The sequence below is a fragment of the Priestia megaterium genome (assembly GCF_041941685.1).
Taxonomy (GTDB): Bacteria; Bacillota; Bacilli; order Bacillales; family Bacillaceae_H; genus Priestia; species Priestia megaterium_C.
Map to the genome: position 1 here is coordinate 3,496,908 of NZ_CP130958.1, position 19,938 is coordinate 3,516,845.

Annotated in this window: 18 protein-coding genes and 2 pseudogenes; 6 read left to right on the forward strand and 14 right to left on the reverse strand. The window is 34.7% G+C overall.

Going from position 1 to position 19,938, the window contains the following annotated elements:
* Positions 1-122: 122 nt before the first annotated feature.
* Positions 123-734: an amidohydrolase family protein gene (locus Q5794_RS18545; RefSeq protein ID WP_311592292.1), complete on the reverse strand. Its 612-nt coding sequence runs from the start codon at positions 732-734 to the stop codon at positions 123-125.
* Between the two features lie 72 nt (positions 735-806).
* Between Q5794_RS18545 and Q5794_RS18550 the strand changes: the two are divergent.
* Positions 807-1,112: pseudogene (locus Q5794_RS18550) on the forward strand (abortive infection system toxin AbiGii family protein); the annotation flags it as partial.
* A gap of 524 nt (positions 1,113-1,636) precedes the next feature.
* Here the strand turns inward: Q5794_RS18550 and Q5794_RS18555 are convergent.
* The 3 genes and pseudogenes from Q5794_RS18555 to Q5794_RS18565 form a co-directional block, all read right to left on the reverse strand.
* Positions 1,637-2,056, reverse strand: coding sequence for a MarR family winged helix-turn-helix transcriptional regulator (locus Q5794_RS18555; RefSeq protein ID WP_192994844.1), 420 nt, complete (start codon positions 2,054-2,056; stop codon positions 1,637-1,639).
* A 38-nt stretch (positions 2,057-2,094) separates the two neighbouring features.
* Positions 2,095-2,519: pseudogene (locus Q5794_RS18560) on the reverse strand (NAD(P)-dependent oxidoreductase).
* 107 nt (positions 2,520-2,626) lie between these two features.
* Positions 2,627-3,814: a CynX/NimT family MFS transporter gene (locus Q5794_RS18565; RefSeq protein WP_374988282.1), complete on the reverse strand. Its 1,188-nt coding sequence runs from the start codon at positions 3,812-3,814 to the stop codon at positions 2,627-2,629.
* 108 nt (positions 3,815-3,922) lie between these two features.
* Between Q5794_RS18565 and Q5794_RS18570 the strand changes: the two genes are divergently transcribed.
* Entirely contained in the window at positions 3,923-4,801 is an 879-nt protein-coding gene (locus Q5794_RS18570; protein ID WP_374988283.1) for a LysR family transcriptional regulator, read from the forward strand.
* A 597-nt stretch (positions 4,802-5,398) separates the two neighbouring features.
* Here Q5794_RS18570 and Q5794_RS18575 read toward each other — a convergent pair.
* Positions 5,399-6,555, reverse strand: a protein-coding gene (locus tag Q5794_RS18575; protein WP_374988284.1) for an IS3 family transposase whose coding sequence is annotated in 2 segments (ribosomal slippage) — positions 5,399-6,285 and positions 6,285-6,555 — 1,158 coding nt in all. Because the reading frame shifts where the segments join, the coding sequence is not laid out codon by codon here.
* A 229-nt stretch (positions 6,556-6,784) separates the two neighbouring features.
* Here Q5794_RS18575 and Q5794_RS18580 point away from each other — a divergent pair.
* A complete protein-coding gene (locus Q5794_RS18580) occupies positions 6,785-7,054 on the forward strand; it encodes a hypothetical protein (protein WP_214987223.1) in 270 nt (89 codons plus the stop codon).
* Between the two features lie 96 nt (positions 7,055-7,150).
* On the opposite strand, the gene Q5794_RS18585 is transcribed toward Q5794_RS18580, so the two are convergent.
* Positions 7,151-7,441: a hypothetical protein gene (locus tag Q5794_RS18585; protein WP_192994891.1), complete on the reverse strand. Its 291-nt coding sequence runs from the start codon at positions 7,439-7,441 to the stop codon at positions 7,151-7,153.
* A gap of 151 nt (positions 7,442-7,592) precedes the next feature.
* Between Q5794_RS18585 and Q5794_RS18590 the strand changes: the two genes are divergently transcribed.
* Positions 7,593-8,045: a hypothetical protein gene (locus tag Q5794_RS18590; RefSeq protein WP_214987224.1), complete on the forward strand. Its 453-nt coding sequence runs from the start codon at positions 7,593-7,595 to the stop codon at positions 8,043-8,045.
* Between the two features lie 161 nt (positions 8,046-8,206).
* Positions 8,207-8,452 (forward strand): DUF4367 domain-containing protein, encoded by a 246-nt coding sequence (locus Q5794_RS18595; RefSeq protein WP_372586337.1) that lies wholly within the window; start codon positions 8,207-8,209, stop codon positions 8,450-8,452.
* 305 nt (positions 8,453-8,757) lie between these two features.
* Here the strand turns inward: Q5794_RS18595 and Q5794_RS18600 are convergent, their stop codons facing one another.
* The 6 genes from Q5794_RS18600 to Q5794_RS18625 form a co-directional block, all read right to left on the reverse strand.
* The gene (locus tag Q5794_RS18600) at positions 8,758-9,747 is read right to left on the reverse strand and encodes a carbohydrate kinase (protein WP_214987362.1); all 990 of its coding nucleotides are present in this window, start codon (positions 9,745-9,747) and stop codon (positions 8,758-8,760) included.
* Between the two features lie 53 nt (positions 9,748-9,800).
* Complete coding sequence (locus Q5794_RS18605) at positions 9,801-11,261, reverse strand: glycoside hydrolase family 32 protein (RefSeq protein ID WP_374989235.1); 1,461 nt, start codon at positions 11,259-11,261, stop codon at positions 9,801-9,803.
* Positions 11,262-11,282: 21 nt separating this feature from the next.
* Complete coding sequence (locus Q5794_RS18610) at positions 11,283-12,524, reverse strand: MFS transporter (RefSeq protein WP_374988285.1); 1,242 nt, start codon at positions 12,522-12,524, stop codon at positions 11,283-11,285.
* A 179-nt stretch (positions 12,525-12,703) separates the two neighbouring features.
* Positions 12,704-13,552 (reverse strand): carbohydrate ABC transporter permease, encoded by an 849-nt coding sequence (locus Q5794_RS18615; protein ID WP_214987226.1) that lies wholly within the window; start codon positions 13,550-13,552, stop codon positions 12,704-12,706.
* Positions 13,552-14,496: a carbohydrate ABC transporter permease gene (locus Q5794_RS18620; protein WP_057243429.1), complete on the reverse strand. Its 945-nt coding sequence runs from the start codon at positions 14,494-14,496 to the stop codon at positions 13,552-13,554. Before Q5794_RS18620 ends, Q5794_RS18615 begins: the two co-directional genes overlap by 1 nt.
* 21 nt (positions 14,497-14,517) lie before the next feature.
* Entirely contained in the window at positions 14,518-15,819 is a 1,302-nt protein-coding gene (locus Q5794_RS18625; protein WP_214987227.1) for an ABC transporter substrate-binding protein, read from the reverse strand.
* Positions 15,820-16,367: 548 nt separating this feature from the next.
* Between Q5794_RS18625 and Q5794_RS18630 the strand changes: the two genes are divergently transcribed.
* Entirely contained in the window at positions 16,368-17,342 is a 975-nt protein-coding gene (locus Q5794_RS18630; RefSeq protein WP_192994898.1) for a LacI family DNA-binding transcriptional regulator, read from the forward strand.
* A 344-nt stretch (positions 17,343-17,686) separates the two neighbouring features.
* On the opposite strand, the gene Q5794_RS18635 is transcribed toward Q5794_RS18630, so the two are convergent.
* Both Q5794_RS18635 and Q5794_RS18640 read right to left on the reverse strand, forming a co-directional pair.
* Positions 17,687-19,030: a sugar porter family MFS transporter gene (locus Q5794_RS18635; RefSeq protein WP_075421872.1), complete on the reverse strand. Its 1,344-nt coding sequence runs from the start codon at positions 19,028-19,030 to the stop codon at positions 17,687-17,689.
* Positions 19,031-19,082: 52 nt separating this feature from the next.
* The gene (locus Q5794_RS18640; protein WP_214987228.1) at positions 19,083-19,925 is read right to left on the reverse strand and encodes a sugar phosphate isomerase/epimerase; all 843 of its coding nucleotides are present in this window, start codon (positions 19,923-19,925) and stop codon (positions 19,083-19,085) included.
* Positions 19,926-19,938: the final 13 nt, after the last annotated feature.

Here is a 19,938-nt window from a genome sequence, read left to right on the forward strand (position 1 = left end):
TCAATTTTGTTTAAAAGGCAGCCCTCTGTTTGGCTGCCTCTTTTATTTCAAGGAAGAAAATAATTTTAAAATTCACTTCTAGTTATCCCATACAACACAACATCAAACAAAAAACGCTGAATTTATAGATGTAGCAGATTCGAGATATTCCCACCTAACACTCTGTCTGCAACTTCTCCACTAGATGTATGACGTTTAACAGCCTGTAGATTTAAATATGGATCTCCATATGGAAAGTCCGAACTAAATAACGTTCTCTCAGGTATTTCTTTTATAGCCAAAGACAAGGCGTATGTTGTATAAAATGCAGATATATCTAAGTAAGCATTTTTAGCATTTTTTATCAGTTCTATCGTTTGTAGCCAATGAATTCCGCCCATATGCCCGTATATCACCGGCACATTTTCATATTTTTGAGTGAGAAGAAATAACTCCTGAATATCCTTTAAGTTCAAAGGATGAAAAGTATGTACCCAGATAGGCAAAGGTGTATAGTCACTTGCTGCTTTAAATATAGGTTCTAACAATGGAATTTGACCTGTACCAAGAGTAAATTCTCCGAGACCTTTCATCTTTTGCTCTTTGACAAGTTTCTCTACCCAGTCGTTTAAGGTGACATCACCAGGAGAATAAGAAAGCGGAACGGAACCAAACCCTACAAACCTATTTGGATATTGCTTAATCGCAACGCTTACTTCTTCTAGCGCATCTAAGCGTGCTTGTACGGGATTCACCTCATTACTTAGAATTTGATTTAGTTTGTTTATTTCCGTTGTAAATTCTTTAACGTTGAATTTAATGGCCATGAATTATTAAAAGAGGACGGAATGACAATTCAATATTCAAACCGTGCACATGTAAAAGTTTTAGAGGTAGAATTAGATCTTTATAATATAAAAGGTTATTTTGATTTTAGAATAACACATATGACACCACTAAACCCCGAAAAATCCAAGTATCAATTATTTGTGGAACCATTGAAAGAAAAAAGAATGTTTCAATCTACCTTTATCTTTAGAACAGAAGCAGAAATGAGAAATTACATGAACAACATTACTACTGCTAGCGATAGTGTAGGACTGCAACATGCAGAAGAACTTGCAATTGATTAAATAAAGAATAATTATAGCAAAGACCATCTTAGTATATAAGGTGGTCTTAAACGTAATTCATTTTACACAATTATCCATATTTGAAAAAATGACTTTTGCTACATTACACAATATCAATTTTTTATGACTATCTATTGGGTAAAGAAGTTAAAGATAATAAACGTCTCAATTAATCACTTAATGTAGCTAATAAAAATCGTAAGGCAGATTGTCAATTATCTGATTTCTATATTCGTTTTTAATTCCATAATACAGAAAAAACGTTCTTAAATATGTGTGTGATTAATAGAACGTCCGAAAAATGTTTTTTAACTTTTACGAGCGGTTATAATTGTTAAATCGATTTTAATGTTCGTTAGATTTTCTGGATTATAGTGGAATTTCCAGCATGTTTATCTTTCTTTTAACTTGAAACAATTCACGCGACAGTCATTCTAAATCGTATTTCACCATAAAAAATTCCTGCATATCAATACAGGAATTTTAATCAAAATAAAAAAGTTTATATCTATAAGAAACATTGATTAACAAGGAGTATTATATACCTTATTTAACAATGTTTTGAGTTGATCAATCTCTTCATCACTTAATTGACGCGTAACAAAGAGATGAGCGTCTTTAACTAAAGGCGAAAGGTTCTTCTTTAGTTCTTCCCCTTTTTCTGTAAGAAACAGATAATGTGAGCGACGATCCTGTTCACTGAACGTTCTTTTTATGAGTCCTTTTTCCTCCATTGCATAAATCATTTCTACGATAGTTGTTTGTTTCTTATCAATCGCTTCTGCTAGTTCTTTTTGAGTTATCCCTTTTTGAGTGTCTAGAACGCTAATAATGCTCCATCGCACTGGAGTCATGCCATAAGGCTTGAGCTTTTGCTTAAAATAATTCATTAGTTTTACATCTGTACGGTGAATAAGATAACCTGTTAAATCATGTAAGTCCATAACGTCACCTCTGAAAAATAGTAAAATATAAGGCTTTATTAGTAGGCGATACCTACACGTGATCCTATGTAATCGCTACTTTTTATCTGGCTAAATGTAAATTCTGCTGTATCTGATACGGATATTTCAGTTCCGCCCTCTGGCAAAAAATCATCGTCTATGCGATATTTCCCTATGCTTTCTCCATCCGGCAAATACGTAGGACAGACAATCGTCCATTCGAGGCCGGAATGTTTTAGCATAGTGTAAACTTTATGATGTTCTTTTGCTGCACGGACTGACCTGCCCTTTGATTTCCGTCTTTATTTAAACCATTCCCTTGAATAATCGTTAACTTTTCATTAGTTATTTGGATCTTTTCTGGAGTGCGAACTAATACAGTAACATGATGTCCGTCATGAAGGGCATGATTGACTATTTGACTTCCAACTCGTCCAGTTGCACCTAAGATTAAAATATTCATGAGAACGAACCTCCCCTTCCCCATACAAATAGTACTCTATACGTTAAAAGTTGTTAGATGATCTTTTTCAACAGCTAAAATAAAAACCACGAAGTAAATCGTAGTTTTTATTTCGCAGGTATCCCCTCTACTTTAACCTTAGCTGGTTTCGTGATTTTCCAACCTAGTAGGATAACAATGAAACCCATAATTATAAGAAGATATAATGTGGGAACGAAACTTCCTAGATAATCATGAAGAAATCCAATTATAAACGGACCCACTGCACCAATCATATATCCAATGGCTTGAGTCATTGCTGACCAATTACTTGCTTCTATAGGTGAAGCTGTCTTATCTATTGGTAACAATAAAGTTAGCGAGACAAGACCGCCGCCACCAATTCCTAAACATATACTTGCAATAATCGGTGTTACGTTTGTAAAACATAAAAGAGATAAACCAACAATTACAGTGAGGGTAAAGAATGTAATCCAAAATCTTTTATTGGGTAGTACTCTCAGGAGACTAGGTAATAAAAGAGTAGCTGGCAGCTGTGCAATCATAGCTATTGTACCTGCAAGACCACCAAATGCTGGCGTCCACCCTTTTTCCTCTACAATGGCTGGTAGCCATGCTGCAAAACAATAAAATAACAGAGTTACAAGTCCTACAAACGAAGTTAATAACCAGGCCTCTTTATTTTTCAATGGCAAGGAAGCCTTCTTCTTTTGTGAAAATTTACTTGTAGGAGTATGAGATTGTTTTGTTACCATCAACCAAAGAGGAATAGCGAATAAAGCAAAAATACTCCAGAATGCTAATCCATTTTTCCATGAATGATTGAGCCAGTGTTGAAGTGGTGTCGTTAGCCCGATAGAAATAGATGCACCCACTACCATTGAAGTAGAATATATCCCTATCATCGATGCTGCCTTCTCTGGAAAGTAACTTTTGATGAAACCAGAGAGTAAAGGACTTACAACACCAATTCCTGCCCCAATTAATAAAGCCGTTACTAATAGGTATAGTGATGAATTTGTAAAAACACGTAGAAACGTTGCAATACCTATACAAGCTATAAAGAAAGTGATAACTTTCTCTGATTGATAGCGATTTGCTAAGCGTCCAGCAAATAACGAACAAAAACCAAAACATAATAATGGAATAGAAGTGAGTAAACTAGCTGAAGTAGAACTCATGCCTAGTTCCTTCGTTATTCCATGTAAAACTGGGCTAACTGACGTTATACCCGGTCTAAGATTAAATGCAGCTAGTATAAGTGCAAATAGAAACAATATATTACGATTAATCATACTAATTACCTCCGGTTGATTTCTTGAAGTTTAATTCTCTTTTATGGTACATTAGGTTTTAACATAAATAAAATGCATATTAATTATATGGGAGATAACAAAATTGATATGAATAAATCACAAATTCAACTTATTGTTCAGATATCGGAAACGGGAAGCTTTACAAAAGCTGGTGAAGAACTACATATGACACAGCCTGCGGTAAGTCGTGCCGTAGCAGCTATTGAATCAGAATTAGGAACGACGTTAATTAAGAGAAATAAGAAGAATGGATTATTTTTTACGGATGTAGGAGAGCGTATATTAGTTATTTTTAGAAATATCCTGTGTGAATTTCAAAAATTAGATGAATTAATTGCGGCTGAAAAAGGATTAGAAATTGGAAAGGTTCATATTGGAGCTTACCCAACTGCTTGTACGAGGTTTATCCCCAAAATTATACGTACAATGGAAGATAAGTATCCCGGTCTAGAAATCAAGCTTTCAGAAGGAAGTGTAGATCAAGTGAAAGAGTGGTTACGTTCTAAATCCATCGATGTAGGAATGATTATTCCTCCTGATAAAGATTTTGATATCGTACCCTTAATGAAAGATCAATTGATTGTCATTATGCACTCAAGTCATCCTTTATACGAGAAAGACACAATAGGTATTCCCGACTTACAAGGTGAAGATATCATACTTGGAAGAGGCGGTTATGAAGTACAAGTCCATGACTTATTTAAAGAATTTAACTTGAAGCCTCAAGTACGATTTGAAGTTGATTATATCGACACAGCCTTAAGTATGGTACAAGAAGGATTAGGAATTACCATTACAACGAAAAAAAATATCTTGTCACTGCCAGAACAAGTCGTTTTTCGAGAGTTGAAGCCGAACACGTTCAGAGAAATTAATATAGCATTGCTAGATATTAAAGATACATCAAAAGCAACAGATGCCTTTATCCAAACGGCTCGTACTCTTTTTACTAAAGAAGATGCTTAAATGTCACTCGATATCTTTTAAGAGAGAAAGTTATAAAATAGTACTTAAATAAATGACCTTATGTTGGTATCTACTCAGTTCGCATATACAAAGAAAGACAGCCACTTTTTAAATTAAATTAGCAAGGGCAAACTACTAAAGACGTTTTCAAAAATGCATCGCCTTAAAAATAATAGGACGCAAGACAGAAAAGCTACTGGTCTCTGAGGATTAGGTAGTTTTTTCTATTTTTAAGCTGCATAGGATGTACATCCGTAGTTAACATAAAATATTATTCAAATCTATTGCAAGATGTTAAAGTAATTATTATCGTTAACAAAAGAAAAAGCTACCTCGGCATTGGCAAGCGAGGCAGCTCTTCGTCAGGGTTTACACGTATAAAACGTATTAAATCAAGTTCAAAAAGATTATAGCACATTTTTTCTAAAAATACTATATTCTTCCGTGCAACCATATGTATAAAAGGTGAGCTTTTTATACATTTTTCTGACTTTCATCGCTAAGAGAAACCTTGTGACACCAAGGATGTATAAAAAGCTGCATACTCCGGAAAAAGGGGACTGCACCCTGTTTGTGAGACAGGAATCAAAGCACCTTTTAAACAACCATCTGCCGGTATTGTACTGGTGACTGGTTGTTTAGTTTCGTTTGAATACGGGCATTGTTGTAATAGGTAATATAGTTTTCGACGATTTGTTCGACGATGGTGGTCGTCGTATATGTTAACTCGTCGAGGTAGAACGTTTCAGACTTTAGCGAGGAATGAAACGATTCAATGGAGGCATTATCTGCGGGTGTCCCTTTACGGGACATACTCATAGTAATGCCTCTTTCTTTGATTTTTTGTTGATAGAGATGCGATGTGTACACAGAGCCTTGGTCACTATGCAACGTAAATCCTTTAGGTAAAGAAGGAAGTTGGCTTAACGTATCTAAGACAAATTCTACGTTTTGATAATCACCAATCGAATACGCAATGATTTCCCCATTAAATAAATCTTGAATACTTGAAAGATACAACTGTTTAGGTCCAAAAGGCAAGTAGGTTATATCAGTTACTAATTTCTGAAGAGGACGATCAGCTTGAAACTCACGATTTAATACATTCTCTGTAACCTGATAAGGTTGCCCTGTTTGCTTTCGTTTTTTTCGTTTTACGCGACATTGCCAACCGTATTTCTGCATGACACGTTGTACAAATTTATGGTTAATCTTCATCGTTCGATTGAGTAATGCTGTAATTTTTCGATAGCCATATCGGAACTTGTGTTTACGACACTGCTTACCAATCTGTTGTTCCATCCATTTCTTTTTCTTTGTCCGTTCTGATTGTTCCTGTTGCCTCCAGCGATAATAAGTCGATCGAGGGATATCAAGGTACTGACAGATTTGATAGACTGGTATCTTATCTTTTAACTCTTCCACTACGTTCACTACGATTTCTGGGACCACTTCCTCTCCAATTCCTTGTACTTTTTTAAGACCTCAATCTGTTGTGTTAAATACCGGTTTTCTGCTTTCAATTTGGATATTTCGTCTTTAAAGCCAGGTCCCTTTCCATATGAATATTGCTTGCCTACAGGCTGTTCAAATCGATGCATTTCTCCATTTTTATACCATCTCATCCACCTTTTTAATTGGGTGTAACTGCGAATATTTAATTGGGAAAGCACTTCTTTGACAGGTACACCAGCTAATCTCATCTCAATAGCTTTTATCTTTACCTCTGCTGGATAACTAACTCTTGTCCCCATAGAAAAAACACCTCCAAGTGATTGTTAGGTAGTATATACCCGTTTTTTAACTTAAAGGTGTTTTTTATTTGTCTCACTATAGGGGGTCAGTCCCCCCTACTGCCGCAAGGGTTCTCTTTTTGTATGTGTTCCGGAAAGAGACATTATGTTAACTAAATATGTATGGAGTATACAGTGTTAAATAAGATTAAGTATATGGTAATATCTTCTATAGAGAGGAGATATGATAATGACTAAAAAGAGCTTTAGTACCATTGGATTGATTTTGTTTATTATTAACGTCATTTTAATTCTTTTCTTTATAAATGGTGTTGATCTCGTTCCTGATGAAGTAGCATTCCCAATTTGGATAGGTGGATCTATATTAGGATTGGTTTTAACTATTTTAGGTAAAAAAGGATTGTTAAGGGTTATAGGAATAACAGGAAACCTTCTGTTTTTATGTTTGGTTGTTATATTTCCTGTAGTTATTGCTCCTTTTTTATTTAGTGGCCCTTGAGTTATTAGAAACACTTTAGTATTAAAAGTCTTATAGTTATTTATAAGGCTTTTTTTGGTGCCTAGAATACGTTTTATGGAAACTAAAAAAGACAAATTAGTGGGGCAATGAGACCTGGTCAGAATGGTCATTGATGTTATCTCCTACTTTTAAATCTAATTCTCTGTGCGTGAATTCCTGAAACCCAGATAAATCTAAGCTATAACTTTTAACAATATCTTTTAGCACCCTATCATTAAGTTTTTTATGGTACTTTTCAAATTCCTCGCTACAAGCTTTCTCAGGTCGATTTCTTTCTTCTGTTGAATTGGCAAATACAGTTCCGTAATTTGTACCATAAGCGAAAATACCAAGTATCAGAAGTAAAAGAACTGCCCTTTTATTCATATAGCTCACCCTATATTCATATTTTGTTGTATTTTTGCCCAGTTACGTTGTTACTATCCTTCTGTTTTCCTGAAGTAAATACCGCTTTGATTTCATCCTAATAAATATGTATTTAATAGGAGATAGCAACTAAAAAATGGGAGGAAATAACATGAAAAAGCTTATTTTAGTTATAATCTTGTCTTTTGTAGTACTTGTTTATCCAAGTCAAACTAATGCCAGTAAAATGCCTTGTAGTTCGATATTAGAGCCTGTAGACAAACATTTAAAAAATGCAAAAGGAACAGCTCTAATTTACAAAGTACAATTGAATCCACCCAGTTTTGCTCGAACAAACATTAGTATTATGGCTGTTCACCTTCCTCACCCTTCTACTTATGGTGAGTATGATCAATATGAAGGGTTTGCAACCATTCCAGGTTACATTAGTTGGCGTTTCAAACTATATTCTACACCTGAAGAAGATGGCGTTACGTGGGCTGGAAAGTTCGATTGGATTACGGAAGAGATGAAAAATGTCAAGATACAGGTGCGCCCTTCAAATTCTAAAACAGAAAAATTAAGATCACCAGTCTTACAAAGTGCCCTTTCATCTTGTAACTAAGCTAAACATCTTACTACTTGAAAGGAATCGTTTAGTTTAATACATGCTCATACAATATATCTAAATCAATATTATGTAGGTGATTAAAAGGTACGATTAACGACTCATTTGATTTAGAATCTGTTCATGATCAAATTCCGGAAAATCATTACACAATTGAAATTAGGCCTAGTAAGCATAAAATACAGTTTACGAATAAGCACATAAAAAAATCCTATCTTCTTAAAGATGGACAACCCGCCCATTATATAGAAAATTCAGGGTCCGAGATGATTGTTTTCGAAAAAGATAATTGGCAGTATATGCTTAGTATTGATAAGAGAGTTTCAAAACAAGTATCGATCCAATCTCTTATTGAAATAGCTAATTCAATTGATTATTCAACCAAAAAGAAAAAATTACTATAGTGGTATGAATTTTGCCACTGAATGATTAATACAAAAGAAACCTTTGTCCATATAGATAGACAAAGGTTTTTCATATTTATTGGAATAGGGGGAATACGTTATTAGTTTGGCCAGATTTGTAGATTCATATACGTATAACTTTGAAAATAAATATTTTAATCGACTTTACTTAGAATAATTAACCCTCTTCTTTCACCTGCTTTTCGCGTTCAGTTAAGTAAACACCAAATTATTTTATATATTTTTAAGGTTTCGCTATTTACTCTAAGTGACGACAAATATGAAATTCATCTATAATTATTGTCTTAAGCTAATCTGCCTCTTTGAGTAGCAATAAAATTCATTATATGTTGTTTTCCAGGTGCTGCGTGTATCGCTCCTTTTACTGAAGCAGTAAGTGCCCCACTTGCATTAGCAAAGGTAAGCAATTGTTGATGGTGTTCACTCACTTTTTGACATAGATTGTCGCTCGATATATCAATTGAAAGCAATTCAGATAAGAAACCACCTATAAATGCATCACCTGCTCCGGTTGTATCTGAAACAGTTACTTTAAATCCTTTATCCTCAAATTGTTCTCCATTTTTTAAATAAATAATAGCTCCATCTTTTCCTTTTGTATAAACGACTACTTTTACATTACCAACAAAAAGAGAGTTAATAGCTTCTCTTTCTCCCTTAATATTGGTTATAAAAAATAATTCTTCATCCGATACTTTCAGGATATCTGCTAAGGGCACAAAGTCTAGAATTGTTCGACGACAGCTTTCTTTATCAGGCCATAAGGGAAGACGAACATTGGGATCAAAACTGACAATCCCCCCGATTTTTTGAAAACTATCTATTACTTTTATATGAGTTTGTTTCATTGGACTTTCGACTAAATCTACAGAACAAAAATGAAGAAGGTCTCCCTTATCAAACCACTCTACTTTCACCTCGTTTGGTAAGAGTAATAAGTCAGCTGAATTCTTTCTGTAAAAACTGAAGTCCCTATCTCCCAATTTATCTACAGATACGAATGCCAAACCGGTCTCTCCTTCACCACATCGAATAATGTAAGAAGTATCTACCCCATTTTCTTCAAGCACATCTACTAAATAATCACCGAAGCTATCATTAGCTATTTTGGTTAGCATAACAGAATTCCCTCCGTACTTTGCAATCGCAATTGCAACGTTCATAGGAGCTCCCCCAGCCACACGTTCAAAACTAGTAACTTCTTTTAAAGATTTCTCTTTTTGAACAGGAATAAAATCAATTAATGTTTCACCAATACAAAAAACTCTTTTCAACATCTTCACCCCAAAACAATGAACAAGTGTATAAACACTTGTTCATTCATAATTTATTTCCAGATATCTTTTAACTTCCAATATGTTAATTCCTTAATCCTTACATCCTCAACATCTGCAAATACCTCAATTCCTAATCTATCCTCAGTTGGATAAATACGACTTGTCATAGTTGCTTGTCCCTCATTTGCAAATACTTCAATAGAGGATCGGTCAATAAATATGCGTAAGGAAAGCTCTTGATCTGCTCTAAGAATGGTCTTTCTCACACCGTCTTCAACTTTACCAGACTTAGAACAATCGAGTTTTAGTGTTTGTGTGTCTAAATAATACTTTAATGCAGTCTCTTCCTGATTAATTCCACGAATTCTTATCCCAACCGATTGAGCGTTACAATTGCTTAAGTCAAACACAGCTTTTATTTCAAGTAAATCTTCGCTTGTCTCTATTAAATAATTATTAGAAATCGCATTGGTAAGTATATTATGTTCAATTTCACGCAATAACTTTAATTCTTCCACAGGATTCATTAGAACTTTATCATTTTCTCCTAAGGTAACCTCACGCGGTAATGTAAGTGCTCCACACCATCCATCTTCTTTTGTTGGCATATCTGACTCCCACATATCCATCCAACCAATAGCAATCCGACGTCCTTTTTCATCTAATAACGTTTGAACTGCATAAAAATCATGTCCATTATCTAACTCATTAAATGAACCGTGCATAAACTCGTTTGTTTCGTAATTGTAATCTCCAATTAAATATCCCGTCTGGAATAGATTGTTGTATAAATCCCCATCTTTTTCAATACCTTGTGGAGAAATCATGAGAACGTATTTTCCATCTAATTCAAAGAAATCTGGACATTCCCACATAAATCCAAGTTTTTCGTTTCCTTGTGCTAATACACCGACGTATGACCACTTACATAAATCAGGAGAACGGTATAAAATTACTCTCCCTACATTCTCCTTAGTCGAATTTCCTACTACCATATACCAACTATCTTTGTATTTCCATACTTTAGGGTCACGGAAATGATGACTACTATCCGTAGGTGGTTTAGGAATTACTGGATTTTCTGTAATCTTATGAAATGTGATGCCATCGGTACTAACAGCAAGATTTTGATTTTGATAAAATAGGTCTTTTTCTTTATCTACATAGTGATGACCTGTATAGATCAACGTTAATTCCCCATCATTATCTACTGCACTTCCAGAAAAGCATCCATCTGTATCACAAGTATCTCCAGGCGCTAGAGCAATGGGCAAGTGTTCCCAATGAACAAGATCTTTACTTTTTACATGCCCCCAATGCATTGGACCCCAGTTTTCATCGTAAGGGTGATGTTGATAAAATACATGATATTCTCCTTTATACTGTACCAAACCATTTGGATCATTAATCCAGTTGGCAGGTGCCATAATATGATAACCTAACCTATAACGGTTATTTACTTTTTCTTTTGCAGTATCCAATGCATCTTGCGCTTGTTGAAGTTTGTTTATTGTGAACATTCAAACATCTCCTTATATAACTTGTTTTATGTCCGTTATATTTCCTTCTAAACCTTTACTTTTATTAGAACTTAATAAAGTGAACATTGAAATAATCGTAAAACAAAGGACCATTATTCCTAGAATAAGGTAAGTATGACGGAAGCCTATTATGTCGTATAATTTACCTGCAAAAGGCGATAACAAAGATGCACCTATTTGAGAGGCTGCTTGAAATCCAACTAAATACAAAACGGAAGATAGTCGTGTATCAAAGTTAGCTGCAAAATATTTAAAAATAGCAATCAACATAATGGGTAATTCTAATGCATGTATTAATTTCATTGAAGAAATACCGATTGGTCCTACAACAAGCCCCGAACCAATAATACGAAGTGCCATTAGAAGACCGGCTAATAATAGTCCGTTTTTTGGTCCAATTTTGTTTACAATGAAAGGCGCAACAAACATCATCCCAGCCTCTAAAAATACTTGAAAAGAACTTAAATATCCAAACACCTGATTCCCCGTGGCTTCAGTAGCGAATAAAGACGTATAATAAATTGGAAATTGCTGATCGTACACACTATATACACACGTTACTCCAATCACATACATTATCAAAAACCAAAACTTCTTTAAAAGAAAAAGTTGTCCAACGTCCTTTAATTTAACGGATCCAGCTTTTTCCAATTCATAGTTTGTGACTTCTATTTTCACTGATAAAATAATTGCAACTAAGATAATTGCTGAAACAGATGCAACCCAAAAGTTGATATTTGGATTAATATTAAATAGCTGACCTGCAAAGAAAGTTGCTGACGCCCAACCTAACGAACCCCACATTCTAGACTTTCCGTATTCGAAATTATATTTGCGGCTAACTTTTTCAACATAGGTTTCAATAGCGCCAATACCTGCCGAAATACCAACGCCTAAATAAATAGCTCCCACAGCTGCACCTAAAATCACATTATATTTTAATAGTGGTCCATATATATAAATATAAAATGGTCCTACAAATACAAGCAGTAAACTAATAAAAGACAATATATTTTTCTTTAGACCTATCTTGTCGGAGATATAACCATATACAGGCTGTATACACAATGCGAAGATAGCGTTTACAGAGAAAATCAAACCTGTGGCTGATCCACTTAAATTTAATTCTTGCTTTAACCAAATAGGAAATAAAGAGGCGCTAGAAGACCAAGTAAAAAAGAAAAAGAAAAAATAAGCACTTAACTTCCAATAGAGAACTTTTGAACTTTTCATGTTTGTTGCTCCTTTAACTAGATAGATAGAATCCTTGAAACAAAAACTGAAAGCACTTTCATATTCATTTTATGTCAACCGGTTCCACAAGTCAATATGTTTATGTCAACCGGTTGACATTTTTCAAAAAAATTACCCATACATAGATATTGTTTTCGACACAATAACCTAGTTTTTTCTTATTTGATACCTGTTCCTGAACCACCAATCCCTTCTAAAATATAACGCTGAGCCACTATATAGATAAGAATTAATGGGATGGTGGATATTGTTAAAACTGCCATAACTTGATTCGTGTAAACTGGCTCCGTACTATTGATGGCTGTAATTGCCACTTGAATCGGAAATTTTGACTTGTCTGTTAAAACCATTAAAGGCCAAATATAATCATTCCAACTTCCAATAAAGGCTAAAGTTCCAACTGTAGCAACAGCCGGTTTAGACATCGGGAGCATAATTCTCAAGAATATTTGCCAGGTATTTGCTCCATCCAATTTGGCTGACTCAATAATTTCTGCTGGAATAGCCATAAAAAAGTTTCGGAATAGATAGATATTGAATGCCCCTGCTAAGGCTGGCAGAATTACAGCAAGACGAGTGTCTACTAATCCCAGTTTGTGAACTATAGTAAATTGTGAGATTAAGATTGTTTCTAGTGGTACGATTAAAAGCGCCAATAAAAGACCAAACAGCACTCTTTTTCCATTAAAATTCAATTTAGCGAAAGCATAACCTGCCATCCCGTTGATAATAACAGAACCTGCTGCTACGCATAAACCATAAAACAGGCTGTTTATTATATAACCAATCAGGTGAAAACGTGACAGAACTTGCTTATAGGATATAAACCAATCTGACGGATGAAAGGAAGGTAGGAAAGCCTTAATACTGTCCATATTATTATAAACTTCTGCTTCAGGTTTCATTGAAGATGCAATCATCCAAAACAACGGAAATATAAATAATATCGCCAGCAAAACTAAACAAATGTATTCTAAGATTGTTAAAGGTCCGAATTTCCGTCTCATTAGTCATCTTCCTCCTTCACTAATTTCCGTTGCGCTAGCGTAACTAATCCGATAATTGTTCCAAATAGAAGAGCAATCGAACTAGCATATCCAACCATTCGATCCGTAAAGCCAGTTTGATAAATGTAATATACAACCGTCATCGTAGAGTTTACTGGCCCCCCTTGTGTCATAACCATTGGTTGGACTAATAGCTTAAACGCACCAATTAATGTCGTAATAAATATAAAAATAGAGGTTGGCTTTAATAATGGTAATGTAATATAAATAAACCGTTGCCATTTATTCATTCCATCTAACTGTGCGGCTTCGTAGACATCTCCGGGTATATTTTGCAAACCCGCTAGAAAAATTAACATTTGAAACCCAGCTCCCTGCCATGCTGAAACAAAAACAATTGTAAACATAGCCTGTTTAGGGCTCGTTAAGAACGGTTGAGCTGAAACACCAAAATAAGTGAGTACATTGTTAATAATTCCTTCATTTGGATTTAACAAATAAAGCCAAAGAACTGAGATAACAACGAGCGACATTACCACAGGACTAAAGTAAGCTACTTTAAAAAATGTGTTAGCTTTACGTTGTTTGTTTAATAGGAGGGCCAGCCCAAGAGCTGCCCCTATCTGTAAAGGAATTACCCAAACGACAAATTTCAGTGTATTTGCCAGGCTTTTCAAGAAAATAGGATCCTTAAATAAATTGATAAAGTTATCTAATCCTACAAATTTACGCATATCGGGTGTTAAAAGATAATAATCTGTAAATGCATAGTAGACGGACATAATAGCTGGAATAATAAGAAACAGCAATAAAAGTAATAATGCTGGTCCTAAAAATGTATAAGCTACTACATTTTCTTTCCACTTAACTCTATTTTTGGTCTCTTTTTCTGTTCCTGGGAATGTGTAAACAGTCTTATTTCCTTTTAATCCAGTTTTAATCATAATGCCTCCTTCTAGCTGCTTTTATCGATTAGCCTTATCGATAGCTGCTTGCATTTCTGTAGCACGTGTATCTAAGACTTTTTTAATGTTTTTGTTTTGATCATAGAAACTGATATCATCAATTGTTTGTTGGAAAGCACGTGTTACTTGTGGATACGCTGGTGTTACTGGTCGTGCGTGTCCTGATTTCTTTAATTGCTTCATAAACACATTCATTTGATCAGAAAATTCTTTTGTAAGTACTTTTTCAGAAGAGTAACGAACCGGTAGTGCTGCAATTGTACGACTTAATTCTAAATTTGAATCTTTATTTGTCATCCAATCTACTAGTTTAGCAGACCATTCTTTATTTTCAGATTTCTGTGTCATTGCAAACTGCCAACTTCCTGAAGGTGAAACTAGTTTCTTTGTCTTTGGTGATACTGGATAAGGCATAACACCATAATCAACTTTTTGGAAGTTTGTTTTCATATCTGTTACTGTCCATACACCACTAAACTTCATTGGGTACTTTTCCGTTTCGAAAGCCTGCTTAACTGGAGTACGCGTTGTATAGCCTTCTTTTAACATCGTTTGAATAAAAGTCATGGCCTCAACACTAGGCTTTTTATTAAACACACCTTCTGCTTTAGTACCATCTTTTGAGATAATTTCTCCACCTGCAGACCATACAAATGGTGTTAATGCGTACGTTAACATTTCATCTTTTGATTGTAATTGCATATCAATAGCTGGTTTATTATATTTTTCTTTCAACGTTTTACATAAGGCCATGAACTGATCCCATGTCCAAGGATTATCAACTGTCGGTAACGTATTTAAATCAACGCCTGCCTCTTTTAGCATTTTTTTATTGTAGTAAATTCCCACGGACGATTCACTCGCACCAATCGCATACAATTTGTCTTTGTATGTTCCTTGTTGCTTGATACTTGGTAGTAAATCATCTTGATCTTTCACGTAATCATCTAGTGGAGCAATGATGCCAGATTTTGCATAAGCAGCTGTATTTGGACCATCCAACGTAATAACATCTGGTAATGTATCAGTTGTCAACGCTGCGTTCACTTTATCCTCATACCCTCCGCCGTTCCCACTACGTGGAATAAATTCAATTTTAGCTTTAACATTTTTAGATGCATACTTCTTGTTAAAAGCATCTACTCGTTTTTTATACACCTTACCTTCTTCACTATCGTCTGATACATGTACCCACATTGTAACCATTTGTTTACCGTCACTACTTACGCTTTTGTCCTTACCACAACCTGCTGCAGCAAAAATTAGTAATACAGATATACCTACTAAAAACCATTTCTTCATACGTTCCAGTCCCCCTTATTTCTCCTTATTCACAACAAATATATAAAAGCGCTTTCAAGAAGTATTTTATGTCAACCGTTTACATATGTCAATCGGTTGACATGTTTTTTTGAAATATCAAACTTCTCTCCCCTAACCTTAAAACGGAGGTATAATATATTAGAATATATGTATTATTAATATCTCATTCATAATAAAAGTTAATGTTTGTTCGATGTAAGCTAATAATAATTAATCCCTAATTCTTGCACATATTAGAGATATTTTCTACAATAATTCCGTAACCAATAAACTTTAATTAATTAAAACATTCCTCACAATAAAGTATTTCAAAATACAGAACTTTTATTAATCAGGAAATTATAAAGCTGTCAAAGGAGGAATTAATTTTAATTGTTATAAAGTATTTATCTAATGTTTAGCTATTTCCCTAACCTAATTAAAAAATTATTATTTGACTAAAAAATATAAAAGCTTGTTTAAATAATAAAGAAAAAATCCTAATATAATATTAACAAATGATATTTAGTGGGATAGGAGGAAAGATAATGAAACCTAATATCCATGACGTAGCAAAGGTTGCAGGAGTTTCATCAACAACAGTTTCACGTGTTTTAAATAATCGAGGTTACATAAGTGAAAAAACAAAGAATAAAGTTTATAAAGCGATGGAGGAAATTAATTATTTTCCAAACGATTTAGCACGTTCCTTATTTCATAAAAAAACAAATTTAATAGGGTTAATTATACCCAATTCAAGTAACCCGTTTTTCGGTGAGCTAGCCTTTTATATTGAAAGTATTTGTACTTCACTAGGCTATAAATTGTTGCTTTGTAACAGTTTAAACCGTATGGATAAAGAGGAAAAATACTTAGAAATGCTTATACGAAATCAGGTAGATGGGGTCATTGTGGTAACATACAACCGAGGAGTTCTAGATTATCATAAACAAAATTTGCCTATCGTAGCAATTGATCATTATTTGTCTGAAAAGATTCCTGTTGTAGGATCTGATAATTATGATGGAGGGAAAAAAGCTACAGAATTGTTAATAAATAAACAGTGTGAAAATATTATTCATATTAATGGCCCACTTGATCTGGAAACACCAGCAAACTTCAGAAGAAAAGCGTATGAGGATGTTATGAAGGAATACGGAAAATTACCAATTACATATGAAGTCTCTCCTCAAAAGAGCCGAGAGGAGGTAATCGCTAAGCTTTTTGATGAACATCCAGAAGTAGACGGTATTTTTGCAAGTGATGATTTAATTGCGGCTGCTGTTATAACAGAATCTAGAAAAAGAGGAAAAGATATACCTGATCAATTGAAAGTGATTGGTTACGATGGAACAGAAACAGTAAAAGCTATATTACCCGAATTAACGACCATACAACAACCTATTGATTCTATTGCAAAGGTAGCAATTGACATTTTATCTAAACAGATTGAGGGCGAATTCACCAATATAGAACTTGAAACATATCTGCCTGTTAAGCTTTTAGAAGATGGAACTACTTAAATAAATTCATAACATTTACATAGGAAAAAGTTTTCTCTTTAAAGACCTGGAAGCCATTTATCCTTAATTTAGAGTGATTAAAATAACTACTTTTCCCCAGGGGTTTTAAGCTTGGTATCTCAGAAAGGTTGAAAAATCAAGGGTGTATAAAAAGTTTCATACACCAGCAAAAGAGCTTTTGTTAAAGGCCTTCAGTATGGCTTCTTTTGTCTACTTCTTTTAAGAGACATTATATAAATACAAAAATAAGTCACATCTTATAAAAAAGCGTGACTTATTTTTACTCAGAATTTAAATTCTCTTATTAATTTTTGAATCTATTTCTGGTAGGTAATCAACCTATATTAGCTAACAGCTTGTTTATTTTTAAATGCTATCTCTAATTCAATTTCTTCTAGTGTTCGACCTTTGGTCTCGGGAACATATTTCATGACAAAAAGGAAAGCGAAGACGCCAATAACTGCATATGTTAAGAATAGGACTCCTACCCCAACAGCCTCTACAAGGACTGGGAATGACATCGAGATGACGATGTTTGAAAGCCATAAAGCTGTACTTGCTACCCCCATTGCTACACCACGCACATTCATAGGGAAGATTTCACCAAGAATGACCCATACGACCATACCCCAACTTGCTGAATACGCAACAATAAACAAAGAAAGGCAGGTTAGTAATAGCCACACCGGCACTTCAACCCATGTCATACCAACTCCCAGTGTACCAAGCGCAATTGTCATACCGATGTTTCCAATTAACAATAGCTTCTTGCGGCCAATTTTATCAATAAGGAGCATTCCAAGAATCGTAAACAAAATGTTAAAAACTCCAATACCTATTGTTCCAGCAATCGCTGCTGTGGAACCAAATCCAGCTGTACTTAGAATCGTTGGTGTATAGTAAATAATTGTATTGGTTCCAATGATCTGTTGAAATACAGCAATACCGATTCCAATAAATAAAATAGAACGTAAGCCAGGTGCAAAAAGTAGTTTTAAATTGACCTTTTTTTCAGTCTTTATCTGCATTATACTTCTTATTTCTTCTTCTACTTGATGTGAATACCTTGTCAGAGATAATACTCTGCGTGCTTCATTTTCACTTACATTCTGCCAAAGCCACCTTGGACTTTCAGGCATAAAGAACATCCCTAACATTAGTAAAACAGAAGGAATCACAGCTAATCCGAGCATCCAATGCCAATTTTCCGAAGCTGCAAACATGTAATTTACAAGATAGGCCATAAAAATACCAAGAGCATTCATAATCGTGTTTAATGAAGAGACCTTACCACGAATATTTGCTGGAGCCATTTCAGCTAAATAGAGAGGGACAATACCTGAAGCTCCTCCAACTGCTATGCCCAGTTCAATACGAAACGCAATTAAAGTATGTACATTAGAAGAAATAGCTGTGCCAATTGCGCCAATTGTAAATAGTGCACCTAACATAATAATGGTTTTCTTTCTTCCATATTTATCGGCTACAGGCCCACTAAATGCTGCGCCGATAAGGGCACCAATTAAAACTCCACTTACAACTAACCCTTCAAGAAAAGGTGTTAGCCCCATGTCTTTTTTTATAAACAGAAGAGCTCCTGAAATAACCCCTGTATCATAACCAAATAAAAGCCCACCTAAAGCACCAAAACAATAAATTACCCACCTATACACTTTTTGTTTATTCATGGTCCACCCATCCGCCCCTTTAGTTGAATCTTTTTTAGCAAAGAAATACTATTTAGAGTTGTTTCACAGGCTTAAAGTTATTTTGTAAAAACGATAAACTTTCTTCCGCAAACGTATAAATCATATTCATATTTTCTCCCTTATTCGCTTGAAAAGGGTTTGGCCCAGGGGCTGTTGCTTCTACTACAACATATCCATCGAAGTTTATCTTCTGTATTCCAGAGATAAATGGTTTAAAGTCGATATGTCCACGCCCCATACCTCTTCGATTACTATCAGCTACATGAAGAATATGCAGGTTGTCCTGTGCATCAAAAAAGGGAAATTCAAGATCTCGCTCTTCAATATTCATATGATAGGAATCTAGCAACATTTTCACTTTAGGATGATTAACTTCTTTAACAAACTTTGTAGCATCAGCTCCTGTGTTAACAATGCAACTCTCATATCTGTTCAAAGGTTCTATTACAAGAGTAATATTTAATTCCTCTGCTTTTTTCGTTAGTCTCTGTACAGAGTCAATCGCCCATTTCCAGTCCTCTCCCCCGTCACCCATTGGAGCTGTTTTTCCAACCGCCGAAGGACAAACAACTAAATATTCTGCTCCTACCTCTTTAACAGCTTCAATTTGCCTTTCAAAGTATGCGACTGCTTTTTTTCGATTATCTTCGCTTCGATTAGCTAAATCTTGTTCTTCGTTTGGCCAACCAGTATCGCCTGTCAAGCCGCTTATTTCTAGATCTAAATTTTTCGCTAATTGTTTAACAACGCGCCAGTTATAGTCATTTACTGCAGCTCTAATTTCTATTGCATCATACCCGGTTTTTGCAACAAATTCCATTGTCTTCTCTAAAGGTATATCTCCAAAAGTCCAACTGCAAATTGAAAATTTCATTTCCATTCTCCTT

Bases quoted from the DNA above. Each gene is read 5' to 3' on its own strand.
- Q5794_RS18555 (WP_192994844.1), bottom strand. From the start codon at position 2,056: ATGGACTTACATGATTTAACAGGTTATCTTATTCACCGTACAGATGTA.
- Q5794_RS18565 (WP_374988282.1), bottom strand. From the start codon at position 3,814: ATGATTAATCGTAATATATTGTTTCTATTTGCACTTATACTAGCTGCA.
- Q5794_RS18570 (WP_374988283.1), top strand. From the start codon at position 3,923: ATGAATAAATCACAAATTCAACTTATTGTTCAGATATCGGAAACGGGA.
- Q5794_RS18580 (WP_214987223.1), top strand. From the start codon at position 6,785: ATGACTAAAAAGAGCTTTAGTACCATTGGATTGATTTTGTTTATTATT.
- Q5794_RS18585 (WP_192994891.1), bottom strand. From the start codon at position 7,441: ATGAATAAAAGGGCAGTTCTTTTACTTCTGATACTTGGTATTTTCGCT.
- Q5794_RS18590 (WP_214987224.1), top strand. From the start codon at position 7,593: ATGAAAAAGCTTATTTTAGTTATAATCTTGTCTTTTGTAGTACTTGTT.
- Q5794_RS18610 (WP_374988285.1), bottom strand. From the start codon at position 12,524: ATGAAAAGTTCAAAAGTTCTCTATTGGAAGTTAAGTGCTTATTTTTTC.
- Q5794_RS18615 (WP_214987226.1), bottom strand. From the start codon at position 13,552: ATGAGACGGAAATTCGGACCTTTAACAATCTTAGAATACATTTGTTTA.
- Q5794_RS18620 (WP_057243429.1), bottom strand. From the start codon at position 14,496: ATGATTAAAACTGGATTAAAAGGAAATAAGACTGTTTACACATTCCCA.
- Q5794_RS18625 (WP_214987227.1), bottom strand. From the start codon at position 15,819: ATGAAGAAATGGTTTTTAGTAGGTATATCTGTATTACTAATTTTTGCT.
- Q5794_RS18630 (WP_192994898.1), top strand. From the start codon at position 16,368: ATGAAACCTAATATCCATGACGTAGCAAAGGTTGCAGGAGTTTCATCA.
- Q5794_RS18635 (WP_075421872.1), bottom strand. From the start codon at position 19,030: ATGAATAAACAAAAAGTGTATAGGTGGGTAATTTATTGTTTTGGTGCT.
- Q5794_RS18640 (WP_214987228.1), bottom strand. From the start codon at position 19,925: ATGAAATTTTCAATTTGCAGTTGGACTTTTGGAGATATACCTTTAGAG.